Source organism: Burkholderia sp. YHN3-13, assembly GCF_055810675.1.
The window spans coordinates 1-17,664 of sequence record NZ_JBVVNQ010000003.1 but is presented as its reverse complement, the minus strand read 5'-3'; the positions used below and the strand labels follow the sequence as shown (position 1 = coordinate 17,664).

The window sequence follows — 17,664 nt, the reverse complement described above, 5'->3', positions numbered from 1 at the left end:
GCAAGCGCATGCAGGAAAGCGCGTACTCAGCGCGGGCCGCCCGACGCGGGTTCGTCCGGCCGGCGCACCGGGTCGAAATCGCGCCATTCACCGTCCTGCCAGTCGCCTTCGACGCGCTCGATCGAATGCGCGCCGGTCGCGCGCAGCACGTCTTCGGCCGTGCTCGCCGTGTCGGGCGTCACGCGTGCGGCGAGAATCACGCCCGTTTCGCTCCGCGCGAGCGTGCCCTTGCCTTCGGCCGGCTCGCCGCGCATCCGGCCGAGCGCACCGCCGAACGCGCCGAGATACGCGCCGGCCAGCGCGCCGGCCGCGGGCACGAACCAGTAGCGCACGCCGACCGCGTAGACGACCAGCCCCGCGACGGCGCCGATCAGCAACCCGCGCATCGCACCGATCATCGCGCCGCGGCCGCCCGGCTTCGCCGCCGTATCGGCATACACGTCGCCGCCGATCGGAAAGCGCGCATGCTGGCCGCCCGGATTCAGAAAGAAGATCGATACGTCGTCCGGGCCGAACGCGCGCTCGTAAAGGTGGCGCGCCCCACCTTCCGCTTCATCGAACGTCGTGAAGCGGCCTGCGACGATCATCGCCATGCTCGTCCTCCTCGTGACGGGTCAGGCGCCGCGCGCGGCAACCCGCGCGGCGCGACGCGGCGGCACTTACATCAGCCGCCCGAGTTCCTTCGATACCGATGCCGGCGTCGCGTACTCGCGATCGGGAATCCGGCGCAGCATGTCGAGCACACCGGCGTCCGCGTGCGAACGTTCCGCGCACTGGACGACTTCCGCCTTGCTCGCGGGATAGTCCATGCCCTTCAGCGCCTTCTGCACGTCGACCGGGCTCGGCGCCTTGCCGTGCCCAGTCTGGTGGCCGCCCTTGTCGTGGTCCTGCTGCACGCGCTCGCCTTCGTGCGCGCGCGAATGGCTGTATTCGTGGCCCGTGTGTTGTCGGGATGTCATGTCGAACTCCTTTGCAAATGAATGAAATCACGTGGATGTCCGGCGCGAACGCGCCAGCGCGGCGAACACGAGCGCCGCCGCGCCCAGCGCGACCGCGCCGGCCACCTTCGGCCGCTGCACCACCGCGTTGTACGCGCAGCCGCGCAGCACCGGGCCGTCCATCCCTTCGCGCTCGTGCAGCGCGTGGCGCGACTCGTACAGCGCGTTGTCGTCGCGCGGCCGTGCCGGCCGCACCGTGCGCTGGCCGCGCGAGAACAGCGTGGCCGCCACGCGATCGAACAGGCGCGGCGCGTGATACGCGCTCGCCGACGTGAATTTCGCGGCACCGCCGACGAACAGCGTGCGGCGCGGGTGCGCGGCCGCGAACAGGATCGCGTCGGCGACGAGATCGGGGTCGTAGATCGGCGGCGGCAGCTTCGCCTCGACGTTCATGTAGTTCTTCGCGTGCATCACGAACATCGTGTCGATCGCGGCCGGCTTGATCAGCGTGATCGACACCGGCAGACGGTCCGACTCCATCTCGAGCCGCAGCGAATCGGTGAAACCCTTCACCGCATGCTTCGATGCGACGTACGCGCTCTGCAGCGGCACCGGCGCGTCGGATGCCTCGCTGCCCATGTTGATGATCGCGCCGCCGTGGAAATCGCGCTTGCGCCGGAAATGATCGGCCGCGACGAGCGAGCCGTGCACGACGCCCCAGTAGTTGGTGTCGAACAGCCGCCGCTGGTCCTCGAGCGGCACCGCGGCCGCCGTGCCGAAGATCGACACGCCCGCGTTGTTGACCCACGTGTCGAAGCCGCCGTAGGTGTCGGCCGCTTGCGCGGCCGCGCGCTGCAGATCCTCGACGTTGCCGACGTCGCCGGCGACCGGCACCGCCAGGCCGCCGTGCTGGCGGATTTCCTCGCACAGCGTGTTCAACGCGTCCTCGTTGCGCGCGAACAGCACGAGCTTCGCGCCGCGCCGTGCCGCCTTGCGCGCGGTGACGAGGCCGATGCCGCTCGTCGCGCCGGTGATCACGATCGTCTGTTCGCCGATCGGTTTGAGCATGCAGTTCATCACTGGACTCCCTGGGCGCGGCGCCCGTTACTTGGGCCGGATGGTCAATTGATCGCGCACGCCCTGCACGCCGTCGACCTGCTTCACGACGCTCACGGCCTGCGTGCGTTGCTGCTCGTCCGGCACGCTGCCGTTGAGCGTCACCGTGCCGTGCCGCGTCTTCACGTGGATGTCGCCGGCCGACAGGCCGCTCGTGCCGACGAGTTCGGCTTTCGCCTTGGTCGTGATCGTCGCGTCGCGAATCTTCGTGCCCGTGCTCGAATGCGACGACGAGGCGGCGGTGCCGTCGCCTGCCGCGCTCGCGTTCGGCGCGATCACAGCGCAGCCCGTGGCTGCGACGATGGCGACCGCCATGCCGGCACGCATCGCGCGCCGACGACGGTCTCGAGGAGAGCGGGCTTGCAGCGGGAATGACTTCATCGTGACCTCCTTTCGTCAGGCCGACCTCGCCGGCGGATGCGTATCCGTCGCGCAAGTCGCGTGCCGTCGCGCAGGCGACACGTGCACGCGGCAAACCGCGATCGGACGTCCTTTCATCCAACGCGTTGTAATTTTTTCGGCATACCGGGAAGCGACTTTTCCGGCAACGCGCCGGGCATGCCGTTTGCCGAACGAGCGGCAACGCTGGCCCGTCTGCGCGGCCTCGATACCGGGAGCAATGCCGCGCAAAGAATCACGTCGATCAGTGAACCTGCATCGCTGATGGGGGTGATCGGTGTGTCGACGTGGGCGGACAGAACATCTATGTCGCGAAGCAACTGGCCGAGCGCGGGCTCGACGTCGACATCGACACCCGTTGCGACGATCCGCACCTACCGGAAGTCGTGCCGATCGGCACGCGCGTGCGCAGGACCTACGGGCGGCCGAGGCCGCCGGCCGACGTGCTGAAGGAACCGCTGTTGCCGTACACGGTTGCGTGCATGGACGCCATGATCGCGCGCGTGCGGCGCGAGCCCGACCGGGTCGACGCGATGCACACGAACTTCTTCATGTCGGGTGACGCCGCGCTGCGCGTGAAGTGGCGGCTCGGCATGCCGTTCGTCACATGCGCTGGGCGGCGGGCGGCGCCTGCGCCAGGGCGCGGCCGACGGATTCCCGGACGCACGCTTCGCGATCGAGCACACGTTCGCTCGACGCTCCGACCACCTGATTGCCGAATGTCCGCAGAACGCGCTCGACCTGATCGCGCACTATCGCGCCGACAAGACGCACATCGAGATGCGTGCCGCGCGGTTTCGATCTTCAGGGATTCCGGCGGGTGCCGCGCATGGATGCGGCGCCGCTGGCGAATGGACCCGCGCGCACGGCACGGTATTTCATCCGGCGCCTGCGCGCGCCGGTTCATACGCGGAACCGGCCGGCACACGCGACGTCGCGCCTCCGCGGCCGGCGCGTCAGCCGTCCCGCTTCGTCACGTTCGCGATCTTGTGCGCCAGTTCGCGCACGTCGACCGGCTTGCACAGATAGCCGTCGAACCCTGCTTCCAGCGCGCGGCGCTCGTCGGCGAGCCCCGCATGCGCGGTGACGGCGAGCACGCACATGTCGGGTTGACCGCCGTTACCGTTCACCGACCCGCGCCGCAGCGCGTCGAGCAGCCAGAAGCCGTCGCCGTCGGGCATCGCGAGATCGGACAGCACGACGGTCGGCCGCATGTCGGCGACCACCGCGAGCGCTTCGCGGCCCGACGACGCGATCGCGACGGCCGCGCCGAAGGTGGTCAGCGCGGCCGTGAGGCTCGCGCGCGTCGTCGCATCGTCGTCGACGATCAGGATACGCTGCGCATCGAGCGCGAGCGGCGTGCGGAGACTGCTGCCCGCCGGCGCGACGCCCCACGCCATCGCGCCGGCCGGCTGCCAGCCGGCCGGCAGCGTCACCGTGAAGGTCGTACCGCGATTGCGGCCCGCGCTCGCGACGGTCACGCGGCCGCCGTGCAGTTCGGCGATATGCCGCACGATCGACAGGCCGAGACCAAGCCCGCGCCGCGACGACGCGGGCGAATCGTCCGCGCGACGGAACATGTCGAATACGTACGGGACGAACTCCGGCGTGACGCCCTGCCCGGTATCGACCACGGTCAATACCGCACGCGTGTTGTCGCGCGCGAGCCGGACCGTCACGCTGCCGCCGCTTGGCGTGAATTTCAGCGCATTCGAAATGAGGTTCGACAGCATCTGCCGCAGGCGCTCGGCATCGCCCGACACGATGCACGACGCGGCGTCGCAATCGAATTCGAGCACGATGCCGGCCGACGACGCGGCCGTCTGGAACGTGCCGACCGAATCGGAGAATAGCCGCACGAGGTCGACCGGCGTCGTGTCGAGCCGCAGCTTGCCGGTCGCGAGCGACGACGCATCGAGAATGTCGCCGACCATCCGCGTGAGCGAGCGCGCGCTGCGGTCGATCGCGTCGACCGCCTGATGCTGCAGCGCGTGGTCGGCGGAATTGCGCAGCACCTCGATCCAGCCGTAGATCACGTTCAGCGGCGTGCGCAGTTCATGCGATACCGTCGCCAGCAGTTCGTCCTTCAGCCGGTTCGACATGGCCGCCTGGTCGCGCGCATCGCGCGCGCCCTGCAGCGAGCGCTGCGCGCGGAGGTCGCGACGGCGCTGCGCGCCGGTTTCGCGCAGCGTCAGCGACAGCGCGACGCATTCGCGCGCGTCGCCGCGTACCGGGCACGCCGACACGGTCGCGCGAAAACGCCGGCCGTCGCGCCGCACGCACAGCAGCTCGAGCGGCCCGACCGGTTCGCGCATCGCGTCGAACGAATCGGCCAGCGGATTGAGCCGCAGCCAGCGCATCGCGATCAGCGTGTCGAACATGCGACCGCGCGCGTCCGCCTCGTCATAACCGAAGATCCGCTGCGCGGCCGGATTCCAGCTGGCAATGCGCCCGCTCGCGTCGATGCCGACGATCGCGTCCGGCGACGCGTCGACGACCGCATGCTGCAACCGCGACGCGTCGGCGCGCGCGCGGTCCGCACCGGCATCGCGCAGCAGCAGCACCGCGCCGTCGACGTTGCCGTCCGCATCGCCGAGCGGCGACGCCACCTCGACGATCGGTACCGGGTCGCCTGCGCCGCCCGGCTGCAGCCAGTGCCGGTCGGACACGGCATCCGCCCCCCCGAGCGCGCGATCGAGGGGCGTCGTCTGCACGCGACGCCCCTCGTGATCGACGATCCGCAGCACGTCGCGCACGGGCCGACCCGTCGCGTCGTCCGGCCGGCAGCCGGCAAGTTCGGCCGCCGCCGCGTTGATGTAGGTCAACCGCCCTTTCGTATCGGTCGCGACCACGCCGTGCGGCAGCGCGCGCAGCACGGCTTCGAGCTGCCGGCGCGCGGCGGCCTCGCGCCGGCGCACGCGATCGTTCGTGACCCGCGTGTGTCGCAACATCGACGCGATCGCACACACCAGCGCACCGACGAGCATGAAGGTACCGAGCTGCACGAGCCGCTCGGGCAGCGGCGCAGGATAGGCGGCCGGATCGGACAGGAACAGCGTCCACACGAGCAACCCGCTCACGACGGTCGACACGACGCCGAACAGGAACGACGTCGCCCACGCGGCGCCGGCGAGCAGCGGGTAGTACAGGACGAACGGCAGGTTCACGCCGCCGAAACGGATCGCGAGCGCCTGCAGCACGGTCGCGATCGCGACCAGCATCACCGCCGTTGCGTAGTTTCCGGCCGGCGGCCGGACCAGGTCGATCATCGGGCACGCTCCTCGGGGGAAGACCGGCGGCAAGCAGGCGCGGCGCGTGTTGGCCGGCCGCACTGTTCGAGACTCATATGCGCGCCGATCTCCTGGAATCCGAAACATACTGGCGGTTCGCTTGTGACGTCACGTGCGCGTGACGGCCACCCCGAGCCGCGACCGCTTTCCGCGTGCGCCGCCGTCTCGACCGCGATACGCGTCGTGATGCGAAAACGAGGGCATGTGCGCGATTGCGACATCAGGAATCCGGCTTCTCCGCTTCGTCTTCCAGTTGCGCGAGCCGGTTGTAGATCGTTTTCAGGCTGACGTCGAGCACCTCGGCCGCCTGCGCCTTCACGCCGCCGCACTGGGCGATCGTGCCGAGGATCAGCTTGCGGTCGACTTCCTCGAGCGGCGTGCCGAACGGCACCGTCACGCGATCCTCGTGCGAATCGACCATGTTCGACAGCTCGTCCATGATCGGCGGCGGCAGCGTGTCGATCACGTCGCCATCGGTGAAGATGCTCGCGCGCTGCACGAAGTTGCGCAGCTCACGCACGTTGCCGGGCCACTCGTAGGTCTTCAGCGCTTCGCGCGCGGCCGGCGCGAAACGCAGGTTGCGGCCGCTTTCCTCGTTGTAGCGCTGCAGGAACGCATCCGCGAGCATCGGGATGTCGTCGCCGCGCTCGCGCAGCGACGGCAGCGGAATCGGGAACACGTTGATCCGGTGAAACAGGTCGGGCCGCAGTTTGCCGTCCGCCATCGCGGCTTCCGGATCGCGGTTCGTCGCGGCAACGATGCGCACGTCGACGTCGATCTCGCGCGTCGAGCCGAGTCGCGTGAGGCGGCCCGTTTCCAGCACGCGCAACAGCTTGACCTGCGACTCGAGCGGCATTTCGGTGATCTCGTCGAGAAACAGCGTGCCGCCGTCCGCGCGTTCGAAGAAGCCCTTGTGCTGGCGCTCGGCGCCGGTGAAGCTGCCGCGGTCGTGGCCGAACATCTCGCTCTCGACGAGGTTCGCGGCGATCGCGCCGCAGTTCACCGCGAGGAACGGACCGCGGCGGCGCAGGCTCAGGTCGTGCACGGTCTGCGCGGCGAGCTCCTTGCCGGTACCCGATTCGCCCGTGAGCAGGACCGACGCCTCGGTGCGCGCCACGCGGCCGATCGCGTCATAGACGGCCTGCATCGCGGGCGAACTGCCGAGCATGCGGCCGAAGCGGCCGAGGCGCTTCAGTTCCGAGCGCAGCTCCGCGATTTCCTCGTGCAGCGCGGTCGTGCGCGGCACGCGCGCAAAGATGCTGTTCAGCCGCTGCATGTTGAGCGGCTTCACCAGATAGTCGGTCGCGCCGCGCCGCAATGCGTCGATCGCGGTTTCCAGGCTCGCGTGGCCGGTGGTCAACACCATTTCGCAATGCGCGCGCTTGGGCAACGCATCGAACAGATCCATGCCGTTGCCGTCGGGCAGCACGAGATCGCACAGCACGAGATCGGGCGTATTCGTCGAGACCAGCGTACGCGCCTCTTCGAGCGTAGCCGCCGTATCGCACGCAAGCTGCTGCGTGCGCGCAAGCGTGGCCAGCATCGTTCGCGTATCGGCATCGTCTTCGACGATCAGGACATATGGCATCGAGGCTCCTTGGAAGGCGGCCCGGCGCGATCGTCGGCCGGCACCGCGACAGGTACGGCGCAAAACGCGCCGCCGCGCAGGCCGCGGCGGCACGCTTCCGCCGCACGCGAACGGGCAGACAAGCTGTCCTGCACTGACAAACAAGTGCTCAGGCAGTATAGAAGAACGAGGTTGCGCATTCGTCGTTCATCTAATAAATCTATCTGTCGACGCTACCTGCATTGCCAGATTCAATGCCGCGAAATTGGCACAAAATGTATCCTCGGTACATGAAAAACGACGTGTGCCACGTCATTTTTTCATCCAGCTTCGACGCATTCGGTCATATTTTCCCAATTCGATCTCACATCATGTCGAAATCAGTCGATGAGGGTGCACGTCTGTTCGGTCGCTCGCGTACGATTCAGGATCTGTTGTTGAAGATATCGCGCGTGGCGGCGACGCGCATCAGCGTATTGATCGTCGGCGAAAGCGGTGCCGGAAAGGACATCGTCGCGCGGCTCATTCACGACATGAGCCCGCGCCGGCGCGGGCCCTTCGTCCCCGTGAACTGCGGCGCGATCCCGCACGACATCGCGGAATCGCAATTGTTCGGCCACGAAAAAGGCAGCTTCACGGGCGCCATTTCGCAGCACGTGGGCATGTTCGAAGCCGCACGCGGCGGCACGCTGTTTCTCGACGAGATCGCCGAAATGCCGGCCGAACTGCAGGTCAAGCTGCTGCGCACGCTGGAGACGAACACGATCGTGCGCGTGGGCGGCCACGAGCCGGTTCCGCTCGACGTGCGCATCGTCGCTGCCACCCATCACGATCCGGTCGAGGCGCTGCGCACCGGGCGGCTGCGCGAGGACCTGTTCTACCGGATCGCGCCGGTCGCGCTGCACGTGCCCGCACTCAGGCAGCGCGAGGACGATGTCGGCGATATCGCGCTGCAGATCGTCGAGCGGCTGAATGCGCGGCACCGTACGCGAAAGCGGCTGTCCACGCAGGCGATGAAGGCGTTGCGCGCGTATACGTGGCCCGGCAACGTGCGCGAACTGCGCAACGCGCTGGAGCGCGCGTTCATCCTCGCCGACGAGCAGATCGAGCTGCAGTTGCCGCGCCGCCAGCCGCCGCGCGAGGAAGTGCGTCACAACGCGATGACGCTGCATATCGGCACGACGCTCGCACATACGCAGCAGCGCTTCATCGTCGCGTCGCTGCGGCACTTCAACGGCGACAAGCCGCGCACCGCGAAGGCGCTCGGCATCAGCCTGAAGACGCTGTACAACCGCCTCGCGCTGCTGCCCGAACACGAGCGCAATGCGGCCAGCAGAGCCCCCCAGCCGAATCCAAACGGCGCCGGCACGCCCGCTCCGCCGCCCGCGGCGAACCCTTAAGCGTCATGCGGTCATGTCGCGCTGCGAACCGTTCGATGCCGAAGCGTTCGCAAGCGGCGCGCACGGCGTGTCGCCCGGTTGCAGCGCATGGAATTACCGCCATGCGGCGCGGACCGCGAATCGTCCCTTCCGGTCGTCATGCGCGCGCGGCGCGCGGACGGGTTCGAGAGCGTGCCGTGTCGCGCCTGACCGGTCAATGGTGCGGCTTGCGCTCGCGATCGGAGCCGACGGTGCCGGGTTCGGGGTCGCGCGCGGCCGGCAGCGTCGGCGTGACGGTACGCTGGTCGGGATGCAGCACCATGCCGGTATCGTGCTCGCCTTCGCGACGCACGCGCACGCGATTCTCGACGTCGCGCACGCCCATGCAGCCGTCGGCCAGATCCTCGATGTCGTGCTTCATCCAGCGCGCCGGCACCGTGCCGTCCAGTTGGACACAGCCGTCATTCACCAGCACGGTGACGTCGCTCACGTCGATGTCGAGCGCATGCGCGAGCCGTTCGCACACGTCCTCGCGGATCCGCTCGTCCGAGCGTGTATAACCTTTCGGCCCGCGGCGGCGACGCATCGCGTCGCGTTCGGCTTCATTGCCGCAACGCGACAGGTCCGGCGCCCTGTCGCCGTAGCGCGGGTTGCCGCGCGGACCGCCAGGGTCGCGTTCGACGCCGGACACGCCCATCGCGCGATGGCCGCGGAATGCCGGGCGTTCGGCTTCGCCCGCTGAACGGCGATCAGCCGATTCAGGGTCGTCCTCCGGCCAACGTGCCAGATCGTCCGGGATGCCACGCGCGCCGTATCGTCCGGGATCTCGTCGTTGCATCGTGTCTCTCCTTGATCGTGCCTGCGCCGCGCACGGCCCCATGCCGCGTTGCGACGCATGCCGAGCGGGTCGAACGCAAGCCGCGTGCCGACGCAGTGGCCGGCTCGCGACAGATGCGTGTCGTGATCGCGATCTGCGCTGGCGGCGCGAATCTGCAACACGATTGCAGTTTTTGCGTACCGGGCGTCACGTTGCGCCGCCGTCGTCCGGTTCGTCCGGTTCGTCGGGCTCGTCCGGCTCCCCTATGCGGCCGGGCCCGCCCAGGCGCTCGGTGCGGTCGGGTTCGATGTCGGCGCTTTCGTCGAGCGTCGAATCGCCGTCGGCCGACGCGCGCTCGCCGGTACCCGCGCGGTCCGTATCGCTGTCGAACGACGCATCGCCGCGTTCGAGCGCGTGATCGTCGAGCGGCGAATCGATATCGAACGGATGGCGCCGCGCGCCGGCCGTGTCGCTGCCGCAGTCGGACGAGTCGCTCGGCCCCAGCGCGCGGCCGTCGCGGCCGCGGGTGGTGTTGTCGTCGTCCGGGCCGGCCGGTTCGTTGTCGGGGTTCAGCGTGCTGTTCGTGTCGATCTCCGTGCGTGGCTCGCCGTCGCGTGCGGCCACCCGGCCGCCGCCCGACAGGCGGACCTGAGGGTCGTGCAACCGGCATGCCGCGTCGCGCCGCCGACCCCGGTTTCGGCGGCCGGCACGACGGATGGCACAGCCGATGCGTGCCCATTGATCATGCGAATCGAGTTCCCTTATGCTTTCCGGGGTGCCAATCCGATTCTTGTAGCCGCCACCGGTCCATCCGGCGACGGCCTGGCAGCGTCTGCCTGCCCGCCTTCGACCCGCCGCAACGATGAATAGAGACGACGCCGATCCTCGCCCGCACCCCTCGCCGCCCGGCTTGCCCGACGCGCGCGACCTGCTGCATCGCTTCGCCGAGTTCCGTTTCCAGACGGTCGTCGGATCGATCACCGATTACGCGGTGTTCATGCTCGATCCGTACGGCAACGTCGCGACCTGGAACGCGGGTGCCGAGCGCATCAAGGGCTATCGCGCCGCCGAGATCGTCGGCCAGCACTTCTCGCGCTTCTATCCTCCCGACGCGATCGCGGCGGGCCGGCCGTCGCACGCGCTCGACGAGGCGGCCACGCAGGGTCGCTTCGAAGACGAGGGCTGGCGCGTGCGCAAGGACGGCTCGCAGTTCTGGGCGAGCGTGACGATCACCCCCGTGCACGATCACGGAAACCAGCTGTGCGGCTTCATCAAGATCACGCGCGACATGACCGAGCGCAAGCGGCTCGAGGAACTCGAAGCGTCGACACACCGGCTCAGCGTGTTCATCGCGATGCTCGCGCACGAACTGCGCAACCATCTCGCGCCGCTGCGCCATTCGGTCGGCATATTGCAGAACCTGCCCGATCCGGCGCCCACGCTGGCACAGTGCCGCGACGCCGTGGATCGTCAGGTCGGACAACTGACGCGGCTCGTCGACGATCTGCTCGACGTCGGACGTATCACGGCCGGCAAGGTCGAGCTTGACGATCGCCCCGTCACCGTGCGCGATATCGTGTGTCGCGGTGTCGAGAGCATCCAGCCGAAACTGGCCGCGCGCGGGCAACACATCCACGTCGACCTGCCGTCCGATGCCGTGGTGCTGCACGGCGACGATGCACGGCTCGTCCAGGTGCTGCACAACCTGCTCGACAACGCGTCGAAGTTCTCGCCGCCCGGCGGACGAATCGACGTCGGTGCCCGCACGGAAGGGCCGGTGGTCGCGATCCGCGTCACCGATCACGGTGTCGGCATCGCGCAGGGCGCGCTTGAAACGATCTTCGACCTGTTCGAGCAGGAAGGCGCGCCGGGGCGCCGGCCGTCCGACGGTTTCGGGCTGGGTCTCGCGATCTGCCGGACGTTCGTCGAGCTGCATGGCGGGCGCATTTCGGCCGAGAGCGCCGGGCCCGGCCGCGGCGCGACGTTCACCGTGCGCTTGCCGATCGACCGGATGGGGCGCACGGAACGCGTCGGCGAGCCCGAGCCGGCCGCACCCGCGCAGCCGGTCACCACGCCGCTGCGCATCGTCGTCGTCGACGACAACCGCGATTCCGCCGACACGCTCGCCGTGCTCCTGCAGATGAAGGGACACGCGCCGCGCGTCGCCTACCGGGCGGACGAAGCGCTGGCGCTCGCCCGCGACTACGTCCCGCATCTGATGATCCTCGACCTGACGATGCCCGACATCGACGGCTTCACGCTGCTGTACGAACTGCGCGCGATCGACGCGTTGCGCGACACGACCTGTGTCGCGCTGTCCGGCCATGCGCGTGCGTCGGATCTCGCGCGAACCGAACGCGCGGGCTTCGACGACCATCTCGTGAAGCCGGTCGAGATGGCCGTGCTCGACGCGCTGCTGCAGCGCGTCGCCCGCGGCCGTGCCGTCGTCGCACCGATCGTCCAGCGCCGTGCTCCCGGTTTCGGTTCTTCGCGTCTTCATGGCGTCGGCGTCGGCGTCGGCTTCACCTTCAGTCCGTCGCCGCGCCGCGGCCGCCGTCGCGCGCGTTCGAGATCGCTTCGACGAGTTTCAGTTCGTCGTCGATCGACAGCGTCGTGTCGGTCACTTCGCCGCCGAATGGCGCCAGCGCCGCACTCAGCGCATAGATGTCGAGCTGCGTCGCGGCGAGCCCGAGCGAGACGGCGCCGGGGCGCGCCTTGCGCGCGACGCGATCGGTCAGCGCGTCGTCCACCGGCCGCTCGCGCCACGCGTCGAGCGACGATTCGATGTGTCCTACCACGCTGTCGAGCAGCGATCCGGACGACACGCGGCCGGGATCGACCGAATGCGCGCGCAACTGTCCGTCGGTCGTACATTCGACGATCACGACGCCCGACAGCGCGACGACGTGCCGGTCGCGCAACGTGCCGAGTTCCGCCAGCGCGCGACGGGCGGCCTCGAGGTCGGGATAGGACAACACGATCAGCGTGTTCATCGACAACTCCATGCAATCAAACGGTCGCGTGCCGGCAGCCCGCGCTCAATGCGGCAGCCCGAACGCGGCCTTCAGGCTCGCGACGATCATCTGCATCGCGATCGCCGCGAGGATCATCCCCATCAGCCGCTGCGTGACGGCCGTCACGCGCGGCGACAGGTAATGGCCGATCAGCGGCGCCGACAGCAGCGAGACGGCCAGCAGCACGAGAAACGCGGCCAGCCCGAGCGCGAACGCAAGCTCTTGTCCGGTCGTGAACGCGCCGTGCCCGAGCACGATCATCGTCGCGATCGTGCCGGGGCCGACCAGCAGCGGGATCGTCAGCGGATAGATCGCGACGCGCTCGGCCGCCGCCGGATCCGCGCCTTCGTCGTCGCCCGGCGCATGCTGGCGGCTCGGCGAACCATGCAGCATCGACAGCGCGATCAGCAGCACCAGCAGCCCGCCCGCGAGGCGGAAATCGTCGATCGTCAGACCGAACACGTGCAGGATCGCGCCGCCCGCGACGGCCGACACGATGCAGCCGATCGACACGCCGATCGCGGCCGTCAGCGCGACCTTGCGGCGCACGCCGTCCGCCGCGCCCTCGGTCAGCGACAGGAACACCGGAATGTTCGCGATCGGGTTCATGATCGCGAACAGCGCCGCGAACACCTTGATGGAAAAGGTCAGATCGAAGCCCACAGGCTTGCTCCCGTTTCGCAGGCCGAATCGAATGCGGAATCCGGCCGGTTTCCAGTGCGCGGCGCGCGCCATGCTGATACGATCGACGCACCGCGTTCACGCACGACGGAGGGCCCCGACCGATGCAAGCCACCGATACCTTCATGGATCACGAGATACGCGTCGAAGCGACGCGCAACGCAAACGGCGCGTGGGTCGCGCAGGTGCGGATCTTCCGCGACGGCGCGCCGGTCGACCTGCCCGCGCCCGAGCTCGTCACGCCCGAATGGCTCACGTGCGACGAGGCGCTGCGCGGCGGCATCGACCAGGGCCGCGTGATCGTCAAGACGCGCGACCGGTAACGTCGCGCGGTTCGCCGGCGCGTCGTCGGCCGGCATCGCACCGCGCGGGTCACGCATCGAAATCGAGGTCGCCGATCAGGATCTCGCGATCGCGCTGGGTCCGTGAGCTGAAATCGACCGGCAGTTCCATCTGCCAGCGCTCGATCGTGACCGGCAGCGCCGCGAGATAACGGTCGAAGCGGCCGTGGTCGGGCTCGGCGAGCAGACCGGCGATCGCATCGTCGCGCCACGCGAGCCGCGCATTCAGCCGGTTCGGCAGCCCCACCGTCGACGTGAGGCCGACGACGTCGATGCAGGTCGGGCTGCCCTGCCCGTCATGCGGCACGACGTCGACCTTCACGTCGCCGGGCGGGTACAGGCCGCGCAAGCGCGCGGCGATGCGCGGCGCGAACTCGGTTTCGAAACGGGCACGGACATCGGAATTCATCTCTTCTCCACTCCAGGTTGGTTCGTGTCGTCACGCCGCCGTCACGCGGCTGCAATCTGCTGCTCGAATGCCGCTTCCGCCTTCAGGCTGTCGAGATCGCGGCCGACCGTCACGACCGCGAGCCGCGTGTTGCCGCGCCAGTACGCGATCGAGCAGTCGTGCGCGCCGAGGTCGCCGTCGATCTCGACGCGGTCCCATTGCTCCGCATGCCCGACATAGCGAATCGTCAGGTCGTAATGCTGGCTCCAGAAGAACGGCACCGCGTCGAACGGCCGTTGCTGGCCGAGCATGTTGCGCGCGGCGACGATCCCCTGCCGCTCGGCCACGACCCAGTGCTCGACGCGAATCCGCTCGCCGGTCAGCGGATCGGGCCAGCGCGCGATATCGCCGGCCGCGTAGATGCCCGGCGCGCTCGTCCGAAGGAACCGGTCGACCGTCACGCCGCGTTCGACGGCGAGCCCGGCGTCCTGCGCCAGCGCCACGTTCGGATGCACGCCGATGCCGACCACGACGACATCGGCCGGCAGCACGTCGCCGGTCGACAGCGTCACGCTGTCCTGCGTGATCCGCGCGGGTGTCGCGCCGAGATGGAACACGACGCCGTGCGATTCGTGCAGCGCCTTGATCGTATCGCCGAGCGCGTCGCCGAGCACACGCGCCATCGGACGCGCATCGGGCGCGACGACCTGCACGTCGAGCCCGCGCGTGCGCAACGCGGCGGCCGCCTCGAGACCGATGAAGCTCGCGCCGACCACCACGCAGCGGCGCGCCGTTTTCAGCCTGCCGATCAGCGCGTCGCAATCGGCACGCGAGCGCAGCACGCACACGTGCGGCAGGTCGGCGCCCGGCACCGTCAGCCGGTTCGGCTCGGCGCCCGTCGCGAGCAGCAGCGCACCGTATTCGACGCGGCTGCCGTCGGCCAGCTCGACCGCGTGCCGCGCGGGATCGATCCGCGCGACGCGCGTGCCGCACCGCACGTCGATGCGCCGGTCGGTATAGAACGACGGCGCGCGCAGCGGCAGCCAGTCGGCATCGGCCGTGCCCGCGAGGTAATCCTTCGACAGATTCGGCCGGTCGTACGGCGGATCGCGATCGGCGCTCAACAGCGTGACGGGATGCGGATAGCCTTCCTGCCGCAGCGTCACGGCCGCCGCGATCGCGGCGGCGCCGCCGCCGACGATCACGACCGACGCCGGCAGCCCGGCCGCTTCCGGCGCAGGCGGCACCGGTGCCGGCCGTGCATCGAGCACGACGGCGCGGCCATCGCGGCGTTCGACGCGCCAGCACGGCAGCCCGTCGAGCGCCGGTGCGCGCTGCAGCTCGCCCGTGCGCAGGCAGAACGCCGCGTGATGCCACGGGCAGCGGATCGTGTCGCCCACCAGCAGGCCGTCGGCCAGCGGGGCGCCGTAGTGCGGGCATTGCGCCCCCACGGCATACAGTTCGTCGGCACGGCGCACGAGCAGCACCGCCGCATCGCCGACATGGCCCTCGATCATCGCGCCGTCGGCGATATCGTCGAGCGCGATGCCTGCCGCGAGATCGGGGCGCGAAGACGAATCGTCGCTTGCGCTCATGACGTGGCTCCCGGAAAGTCAGGTAACGATCCCATTATCGACATCCCTCCTGAAAATAACAGGTACAGACGACCTCGCAGCGCACGCAAACGCGGACTGTAGCTTGTGCGCGATCCATGACGGGCGTAGAACGTCACCCACGTTGCGGCGCAACACATCCGCCACGCCGCACACGCGTCGCGCCACCTGCGCAATCCGCGTGCCGCCTCTCTTTCCTCATCAGGAGCGCTCCCGATGGCCACCGTTCTGTGCGTGCTCTACCCCGATCCCGTCGACGGCTATCCGCCGCGCTACGTGCGCGACACGATTCCGGTCGTGACGCGGTACGCGGACGGCCAGACCGCGCCAACGCCGGCCGGCCCGCTCGGCTTCCGGCCCGGCGAACTCGTCGGTTCGGTATCGGGCGCGCTCGGGTTGCGCGATTACATGGAAGCGCACGGTCACACGCTGATCGTCACGAGCGACAAGGACGGCCCCGATTCCGAATTCGAGCGCCGGCTCCCCGAAGCCGACGTGGTGATTTCGCAGCCGTTCTGGCCCGCGTACCTGACGGCCGACCGGATCGCCCGCGCGCCGAAGCTGAAGCTGGCGCTGACGGCCGGGATCGGCTCCGATCATGTCGACCTGGACGCCGCGGCGCGCGCGCACATCACCGTCGCCGAAGTCACCGGCTCGAACAGCATCAGCGTGGCCGAACACGTGGTGATGACGACGCTCGCGCTGGTGCGCAACTACCTGCCGTCGCACGCAGTCGTGCAGCAAGGCGGCTGGAACATCGCCGATTGCGTGTCGCGCAGCTACGACGTCGAGGGGATGCAGTTCGGCACGGTCGGCGCCGGGCGCATCGGGCTTGCGGTACTGCGCAGGCTGAAGCCGTTCGGCCTGCAGTTGCACTACACGCAGCGCCACCGGCTCGACCCGTCGATCGAACAGGAACTCGCGCTCACGTATCACGCCGATCCCGCGTCGCTGGCGAGCGCCGTCGACATCGTCAACCTGCAGATCCCGCTGTACCCGTCGACCGAGCACCTGTTCGACGCGGCGATGATCGCGCGGATGAAACGCGGCGCGTACCTGATCAACACCGCGCGCGCGAAGCTGGTCGACCGCGACGCGGTTGTGAATGCCGTCACGTCCGGGCATCTCGCCGGCTACGGCGGCGACGTGTGGTTTCCGCAGCCGGCGCCGGCCGACCATCCGTGGCGCGCGATGCCCTTCAACGGGATGACGCCGCATATCTCGGGCACGTCGCTGTCCGCGCAGGCGCGTTATGCGGCCGGCACGCTGGAAATCCTGCAATGCTGGTTCGACGGCAAGCCGATCCGCAATGAATACCTGATCGTCGACGGCGGCACGCTCGCGGGCACGGGCGCGCAGTCGTACCGCCTGACATGACGCCGGGCGCGGCGCGCAACGCACGGCGGTACGGTCAGTCGAGACAGTGCGCGGCGAGCTTGCCGACGGTCACGACCGCCTGTTCGATCTCCGGCGACCACGGGCTGCTGTAGTTCAGGCGGATGAAGTTCCGGTAGCTGTCCGCGATCGAGAACATGTAGCCGGGGCCGATCGTGATCCCCTGCTCCAGCGCGAGCTGGTACAGCCGCATCGCATCGACCTGCGCGGGCAGCTCGATCCACAGCACGTAACCGCCCGCCGGGCTCGAGATGCGCGTGCCCTCCGGAAAGAACCGCGACACCATCGCCCGCATCAGGTTCGCCTGCTGCGCATACGCCTTGCGAATCCGCCGCAGGTGGTGCTCGTAGCCGTCGCGTTCGAGAAACTCCGCGATCGCCAGTTGCGGCAGCGACGGCGTCGCGAGCGTGTTCAGGAACTTCAGCTTCTCGACCTGTTCCCGATAGCGGCCCGGCAGCGCCCAGCCGATCCGGTACGCGGCCGTCAGGCTCTTCGAGAACGACGAGCAATGCAGCACGATGTCATGGCGGTCGAACGATTTCAGCGTGCTGGGATGCATGTTGCCGAAGTACAGTTCGTTGTACACGCCGTTCTCGATGATCGGCAGGTCGGCTTTCGTTGCAAACTCAACCAGTTCGCGCTTGCGCTCGTCGGGCATCTGGAACCCGAGCGGGTTCTGGAAGTTCGGCATCACCATGCACGCCGCGATCGGCTGCGACTTCGCGA

16 protein-coding genes and 2 pseudogenes are annotated in these 17,664 nt (G+C 69.0%); 5 read left to right on the top strand and 13 right to left on the bottom strand.

Going from position 1 to position 17,664, the window contains the following annotated elements:
• Positions 1 to 26: 26 nt before the first annotated feature.
• The 4 genes from AC0KUR_RS08370 to AC0KUR_RS08355 all read right to left on the bottom strand — a co-directional run bounded on the left by AC0KUR_RS08370 (position 27) and on the right by AC0KUR_RS08355 (position 2,435).
• Positions 27 to 593: a hypothetical protein gene (locus AC0KUR_RS08370; protein ID WP_473375687.1), complete on the bottom strand. Its 567-nt coding sequence runs from the start codon at positions 591 to 593 to the stop codon at positions 27 to 29.
• 66 nt (positions 594 to 659) lie between these two features.
• Positions 660 to 959, bottom strand: a complete 300-nt coding sequence (locus AC0KUR_RS08365; RefSeq protein WP_049035074.1) for a DUF2795 domain-containing protein — start codon at positions 957 to 959, stop codon at positions 660 to 662.
• Between the two features lie 27 nt (positions 960 to 986).
• Positions 987 to 2,015 (bottom strand): SDR family oxidoreductase, encoded by a 1,029-nt coding sequence (locus AC0KUR_RS08360; protein WP_473375686.1) that lies wholly within the window; start codon positions 2,013 to 2,015, stop codon positions 987 to 989.
• Positions 2,016 to 2,042: 27 nt separating this feature from the next.
• On the bottom strand, positions 2,043 to 2,435 hold the full coding sequence (locus tag AC0KUR_RS08355; RefSeq protein WP_473375685.1) for a BON domain-containing protein: 393 nt from the start codon (positions 2,433 to 2,435) through the stop codon (positions 2,043 to 2,045).
• A gap of 282 nt (positions 2,436 to 2,717) precedes the next feature.
• Here AC0KUR_RS08355 and AC0KUR_RS08350 point away from each other — a divergent pair.
• Positions 2,718 to 3,291 (top strand): annotated as a pseudogene (locus AC0KUR_RS08350) (glycosyltransferase); the annotation flags it as partial.
• A gap of 118 nt (positions 3,292 to 3,409) precedes the next feature.
• Here AC0KUR_RS08350 and AC0KUR_RS08345 read toward each other — a convergent pair.
• Both AC0KUR_RS08345 and AC0KUR_RS08340 read right to left on the bottom strand, forming a co-directional pair.
• On the bottom strand, positions 3,410 to 5,722 hold the full coding sequence (locus AC0KUR_RS08345) for a hybrid sensor histidine kinase/response regulator (protein ID WP_473375684.1): 2,313 nt from the start codon (positions 5,720 to 5,722) through the stop codon (positions 3,410 to 3,412).
• A 241-nt stretch (positions 5,723 to 5,963) separates the two neighbouring features.
• A complete protein-coding gene (locus AC0KUR_RS08340) occupies positions 5,964 to 7,331 on the bottom strand; it encodes a sigma-54-dependent transcriptional regulator (RefSeq protein WP_034189967.1) in 1,368 nt (455 codons plus the stop codon).
• A gap of 350 nt (positions 7,332 to 7,681) precedes the next feature.
• On the opposite strand from AC0KUR_RS08340, the gene AC0KUR_RS08335 reads away from it, so the two are divergent.
• A complete protein-coding gene (locus AC0KUR_RS08335; RefSeq protein ID WP_473375683.1) occupies positions 7,682 to 8,710 on the top strand; it encodes a sigma-54 interaction domain-containing protein in 1,029 nt (342 codons plus the stop codon).
• 193 nt (positions 8,711 to 8,903) lie between these two features.
• Here AC0KUR_RS08335 and AC0KUR_RS08330 read toward each other — a convergent pair whose 3' ends face one another.
• Positions 8,904 to 9,623: a BON domain-containing protein gene (locus AC0KUR_RS08330; protein ID WP_473375899.1), complete on the bottom strand. Its 720-nt coding sequence runs from the start codon at positions 9,621 to 9,623 to the stop codon at positions 8,904 to 8,906.
• 90 nt (positions 9,624 to 9,713) lie between these two features.
• Positions 9,714 to 10,097 (bottom strand): chemotaxis protein, encoded by a 384-nt coding sequence (locus AC0KUR_RS08325; protein WP_473375898.1) that lies wholly within the window; start codon positions 10,095 to 10,097, stop codon positions 9,714 to 9,716.
• Between the two features lie 271 nt (positions 10,098 to 10,368).
• On the opposite strand from AC0KUR_RS08325, the pseudogene AC0KUR_RS08320 reads away from it, so the two are divergent.
• Positions 10,369 to 11,940 (top strand): annotated as a pseudogene (locus tag AC0KUR_RS08320) (PAS domain-containing hybrid sensor histidine kinase/response regulator); the annotation flags it as partial.
• Between the two features lie 94 nt (positions 11,941 to 12,034).
• Here the strand turns inward: AC0KUR_RS08320 and AC0KUR_RS08315 are convergent.
• Entirely contained in the window at positions 12,035 to 12,499 is a 465-nt protein-coding gene (locus AC0KUR_RS08315; protein WP_473375682.1) for a hypothetical protein, read from the bottom strand.
• Positions 12,500 to 12,544: 45 nt separating this feature from the next.
• The gene (locus AC0KUR_RS08310; RefSeq protein WP_473375681.1) at positions 12,545 to 13,183 is read right to left on the bottom strand and encodes a MarC family protein; all 639 of its coding nucleotides are present in this window, start codon (positions 13,181 to 13,183) and stop codon (positions 12,545 to 12,547) included.
• Positions 13,184 to 13,305: 122 nt separating this feature from the next.
• Here AC0KUR_RS08310 and AC0KUR_RS08305 point away from each other — a divergent pair, with 122 nt between their 5' ends.
• Positions 13,306 to 13,524, top strand: a complete 219-nt coding sequence (locus AC0KUR_RS08305; protein ID WP_034189953.1) for a DUF6566 family protein — start codon at positions 13,306 to 13,308, stop codon at positions 13,522 to 13,524.
• A 49-nt stretch (positions 13,525 to 13,573) separates the two neighbouring features.
• On the opposite strand, the gene AC0KUR_RS08300 is transcribed toward AC0KUR_RS08305, so the two are convergent.
• Positions 13,574 to 13,951, bottom strand: coding sequence for a DUF5594 family protein (locus AC0KUR_RS08300; protein ID WP_049034788.1), 378 nt, complete (start codon positions 13,949 to 13,951; stop codon positions 13,574 to 13,576).
• 41 nt (positions 13,952 to 13,992) lie between these two features.
• Positions 13,993 to 15,525: an FAD-dependent oxidoreductase gene (locus AC0KUR_RS08295; RefSeq protein WP_200087127.1), complete on the bottom strand. Its 1,533-nt coding sequence runs from the start codon at positions 15,523 to 15,525 to the stop codon at positions 13,993 to 13,995.
• Between the two features lie 234 nt (positions 15,526 to 15,759).
• Here AC0KUR_RS08295 and AC0KUR_RS08290 point away from each other — a divergent pair, with 234 nt between their 5' ends.
• A complete protein-coding gene (locus tag AC0KUR_RS08290; protein WP_473375680.1) occupies positions 15,760 to 16,920 on the top strand; it encodes an NAD-dependent formate dehydrogenase in 1,161 nt (386 codons plus the stop codon).
• 34 nt (positions 16,921 to 16,954) lie between these two features.
• On the opposite strand, the gene AC0KUR_RS08285 is transcribed toward AC0KUR_RS08290, so the two are convergent.
• A partial coding sequence (locus AC0KUR_RS08285; RefSeq protein ID WP_473375679.1) for an aminotransferase-like domain-containing protein occupies positions 16,955 to 17,664 on the bottom strand: 710 nt, incomplete at its 5' end.